This window comes from Rhodococcus sp. R1101 (assembly GCF_000278445.1).
Taxonomy (GTDB): domain Bacteria; phylum Actinomycetota; class Actinomycetes; order Mycobacteriales; family Mycobacteriaceae; genus Rhodococcus; species Rhodococcus gordoniae.
On sequence record NZ_AJVB01000573.1, the window covers coordinates 1 to 2,238 of the forward strand.

Annotated in this window: 1 protein-coding gene and 2 pseudogenes; 1 reads left to right on the top strand and 2 read right to left on the bottom strand. The window is 68.0% G+C overall.

Annotation, left to right across the window (positions count from 1 at the left end; translation table 11 throughout):
• A pseudogene (locus R1101_RS31190) lies at positions 1–266 on the top strand (hypothetical protein); the annotation flags it as partial.
• On the opposite strand, the gene R1101_RS0121765 reads toward R1101_RS31190, so the two are convergent.
• Both R1101_RS0121765 and pyk read right to left on the bottom strand, forming a co-directional pair.
• Complete coding sequence (locus R1101_RS0121765) at positions 233–1,117, bottom strand: acyl-CoA thioesterase II (RefSeq protein ID WP_016935356.1); 885 nt, start codon at positions 1,115–1,117, stop codon at positions 233–235. The pseudogene R1101_RS31190 and the gene R1101_RS0121765 overlap by 34 nt on opposite strands.
• A pseudogene (gene pyk, locus R1101_RS28085) lies at positions 1,114–2,238 on the bottom strand (pyruvate kinase); the annotation flags it as partial. The pseudogene pyk and the gene R1101_RS0121765, both read right to left, overlap by 4 nt.

A 2,238-nucleotide genomic window follows, 5' to 3' on the forward strand; every position in this document is an offset into this window, starting at 1 on the left:
GACGCCTGGTACGCCCTCTACGGCGAGCGCGACCCGCGAGGCTATTACGAGCTCATGGCATCCGGGTCGTGACGGAGCACCGCGAGACGGACCTGCTCGGCGCGGTCTCCGCGATCGGTCCGACCCATGCCGACGCTGCACGCGCACCGTGCGACGAGACCGGCGTCGAAGCCCCGATGACGATCGTGCAGGGCATGCGCGCACTGTCCGCCGCGGTCGACCGATCGGCCGATCAGCTCCCCGACGGACGACGCGGCGGGAAGTGACGGATGAGCCCTTCCTGCACGACGGTCGCGACGAGTTCGCCCTCGATGGTGAAGTAGCGTCCCGTCGCCATACCACGGGAACCGGCCGCCACCGGGGATTCCGTGGCGTACAGGTGCCATTCGTCGAAGCGGAGCGGACGGTGGAACCAGATCGAATGGTTGACCGTCGCCGCCACGATCCGGTCGAGTCCCCACGAGAGGCCGTGCGTGGTGAGGATCGAGTCTAGGACGGTCGTGTCGGACGCGTAGGCCAGCGTGGCGACGTGGAGCAGCGGAGCGTCGGGTAGTTGCCCGTCGGCGCGCATCCACACGCGGTTGTGGCCGAGCTTCTCCCCCGTTCCCCGCAACACCCAGGCGGGGTCGTTGGCGTACCGCATGTCGATCGGCTTGAGTGCGCCGACGAAATGCGGCAACTGCTCCTCGAAGCCGCGCAGACGTTCGCCGATCGGCGGAAGTGCTTCGGGCAGCGGAACATCGGGAACGGTCACCGAGTGCTCGAGGCCCTTGCCCCACCGCTGGAAGGCGGCGAGCATGACGAACAGTTCCTGGTCGTCCTGGTAGGCGGTGACCATCCTGTTCGCGAAGTCGCGGCCGTCGCGGTGGGTGACGACGTGGTAGTCGATGGGCCGCTTGACGTCGCCGCCCCGGATGAAATGGGCGTTGATCGCGTGCACGGGTCGATCACCGACGGTGCGCCCGGCCGCGACGAGCGCCTGCGCGACGAGTTGACCGCCGAAGGTGCGGCTGCCGACCTGCGCGGGATGACCGCCACGGAAGACGTTCTCCTCGACCTGCTCCAGGTCGAGCAGTCCGAGGAGAACGTCGAGATCCGTTGTGTCCGACAGTGTCACCGGGTGTCTTTCTCACCCAGCCGGTGCACGTGGATGAGGTTGGTCGAACCCGAACGTCCGGGGGCGCACCGGCGACGATCACGACGAGGTCGCCGCGCTGGTACCGGCCCAGCGACAACAAGGCGGCGTCGACCTGTTCGACCATCTGATCGGTGGTGTCGACCGGTTCGACCGAGAAGGTCTCGGTGCCCCACGTCAGCGCCAGCTGGTTGCGGATGTGCGGGGCGGGCGTGAACGCGAGCAGCGGCAGCGGGGTGTGCAGCCGCGCGAGTCGTCGCACGGTGTCGCCGGACTGGGTGAAGGCGACGAGCGCCTTGGCGTCGAGACGCTCGCCGATGTCGCGGGCGGCGTAGGAGATGACACCGCGCTTGGTACGCGGAACGTGCGTCAGCGCAGGCACTTCCGTCGAATCGGATTCGACGGCGGTGATGATGCGCGCCATCGTGCGGACCGTTTCGACCGGGAACTTCCCGACGGAGGTCTCACCCGAGAGCATCACAGCGTCGGCGCCGTCGAGCACCGCGTTCGCGACATCGGAGGCCTCGGCGCGGGTGGGACGCGAGTTCTCGATCATCGACTCGAGCATCTGCGTCGCGACGATGACGGGCTTGGCGTTCTCGCGCGCGATCTGGATTGCGCGCTTCTGCACGAGCGGGACCTCTTCGAGCGGCAGCTCGACGCCGAGATCGCCGCGCGCCACCATGACCGCGTCGAAGGCGAGGACCACGGCCTCGAGGTTCTCGACGGCCTCGGGCTTCTCGAGCTTGGCGATCACCGGCACGTGCCGGCCGACCCGGTCCATCACCTCGTGGACGAGTTCGACGTCGGCCGGGGACCGCACGAACGACAGGGCGATGAAGTCGACACCGAGACGGAGCGCGAACTCCAGATCCTCGATGTCCTTCTCCGACATGGCCGGAACGGAAACATTCATCCCCGGCAGGGAGACACCCTTGTTGTTGCTGACCGGTCCGCCCTCGATGACCCGGCAGACGACGTCGTTGCCTTCGACGGCCTCGACGACCAATCCGACCTTGCCGTCGTCGACGAGCAGCCGGTCGCCGGCGACGGCGTCCTGCGCGAGTTCCTTGTAGGTGGTCGAGACGCGGTCGTGGTCGCCC